Annotated in this window: 1 protein-coding gene; it reads right to left on the minus strand. The window is 51.0% G+C overall.

Annotation, left to right across the window (positions count from 1 at the left end):
- Window positions 1–281 precede the first annotated feature (281 nt).
- Window positions 282–2,336 (minus strand): DNA topoisomerase I, encoded by a 2,055-nt coding sequence (gene topA / locus D6783_04080; protein RME52674.1) that lies wholly within the window; start codon window positions 2,334–2,336, stop codon window positions 282–284.
- Between the last annotated feature and the right edge of the window lie 51 nt (window positions 2,337–2,387).

The following is a 2,387-nucleotide window of genomic DNA, read 5'->3' on the forward strand; positions in this document are numbered from 1 at the left end:
GAATGAGAACGTGAACAAGAAAAAGAAATTAACCAAGAAAAAGAAATGTTTTTTAGAAACATTTAAATATGAGTATTGCGAAAAAACGCTAACACATAGAACACACACATGAAGACACAAAAGAAAAACCTGCACGTTCTGCTCCTTTCAATACTAAGGAGGTGCCAATCGCGGCATACATAACAAAAAAAAGGTGAAACAGCATGGCGACCAAAAGAAAAGCAACCAAGAGAAAAACAACCAAGAAAAAGAGATAAGACCTTATCCTTGGTTCAGAACCATCACTCTTTTTCCTTTTTTTCTTCCTTCTTCTTCACGCCATTCTCGGCAACAACACCCTTACACTTCGGATACGCACTACAGCCAAGAAACGAGCCAAACATCCCCTTTCTTAACACAAGAGACCCTTCCCCGCAAGAAGGGCACGGCTCTCCCACCCTCGCTCGAAGCGACTCCTCATACTCCTCCTTCCCTTCCGACTTTGCAGGGCACGAAGGATTCAAACACAACGTCTGCGTCTTTCTCCTCATGGTTACCTTCACCATCGGCGTCGAACACGACGAGCACTGCTTCCCCGCAGGCCGCACTTTCCCTCCTTTAGGAAGAGGATACGTCTGCTTGCACGAAGGATAAGCGTCACACGCAACGAAATACTGCTTGTTCTTGCGAGAAAACAAAATACGCAAGGAACCTTTCTTGCACGAAGGACACGGACCGAGCAACGCAGCAGCATCTTTCGTGACTTGCTCGGCCTCCAACAACCCCTTCCCGATACTCTGCTCGTGCTCTTTGAAATGCGCCAGTATTTTCTTCAACTTCTCCTTCACATCTTCAATAACCGTTTCGGGTTCCAACTTCCCCTCCCGAATCTTCTCAAGCTCCTCCTCAACCTCCCTCGTCAAGTGCTCATCAAGAATTTCAGGACAACGCTCTTCCAACGTCTCCACCGTCTTCACACCAATAGGAGTTACTTCCATGGACTTCTCAACCACGTAGCCACGCTTGTAGAGCGACTCAACAATATCCGCCCGCGTCGCCTTCGTGCCAAGCCCGCGCTTTTCCAACTCGGCAATAATCGAAGCAGGCGTGAAGCGTTTTGGCGGCTTAGTCTCTTTGCGCAAACACTCAAGCAAAGAAACCTTCAAAACTTCACCTTCTTGAAGCGGCGGAAACTCTTCTTCCTTAAGCGAAACGTAAGGATCATACAGCTCGTGCCAGCCACGCTCCACCGTCTTCGTCCCCTTCGCCTTGAACTTCTCACCCCCCACCAAGAACACAACGTTTACCGTCTCCCGCAACGCCGCATCGCCGAACGTCGCCAAAAAACGCTTCACAATCAAATCGTAGAGCTTGAGCTCATCATCACGAAGACCCTTCGGTACTTCTCCTGTAGGGTAGATAGCAGGATGTGCAGGATCAGACTTTTTTCCGTTGCGCGGCTTCAACACCTTCTTCGCTAGCACCTTCCCCGCAATCGAAGCGTAACGCTCCTGCTTCTCAAGCAACCCCACCACCCTCTTAAAACCAATACTTTCCGGCAATTTTTGAGAGCTCGTCCGAGGATACGACGTAAGCCCCGCCGTGTAGAGCGACTGCGCTATATCAAGCGTCCGCTTCGGAGAGAACTGAAAACAACGATACGCCTCCGCCTGAAGCGTCGAAAGATCAAAGGGGTGTGGCGCCTCCTGACGAAACGTTACGCGCTCAACTGCAGAAACCGCCGCGTCATGCCCCTCACACCGAGACAACGTCTTCTTTGCCTCTTCCTCATCCAAGAACCGCTCCTTCTCATGCCACGCCTCAACACCACCCTCCTTATCCACAACGATACGAACTTGCCAGTACGGCGTCGGCACAAACGCAGCAATACTCTTCTCCCGCTCAACCAAAATCTTCAAAGCAGGCCCCTGCACCCGCCCGGAACTGAGCAACTTGAACGCGCCCGCCCGCTTCACCGCCAACGTCAGTGCCCGCGACAAGTTAATACCATACAACCAGTCAATCACGTGCCGAGTCGTCCCTGCCTTCGCCTGCCCCCAATCCAGTGTCGGACGCTTCTGCACATACGCCTCGCGAAGTTCCCCTTTCGTCACCGTCGAAAACTTCATACGCGCCGCGTCTTTTTGCCCTAGCAAGAACGTGACAATCGTATACCCAATTGTTTCACCCTCAACATCATAGTCCGTCGCGACCGTGAACGCACGCGCACCCTTCCCCAAACGCTCAAGCGCCTTCACATACTTCTTCGTAAACGCAGCCTTCTTATCCACTTCGAACGCAGGCCTCCATTCAACATCAAACGAAGGATACGAAAAAGACTTTTTCTTCTCCGTCACCGTGAAAAGATGCCCAACCCCTGAAGCAACAACAACATCCCTGCCCTGACA

It is taken from the genome of Candidatus Woesearchaeota archaeon, assembly GCA_003694805.1.
Taxonomy (GTDB): domain Archaea; phylum Nanobdellota; class Nanobdellia; order Woesearchaeales; family J110; genus J110.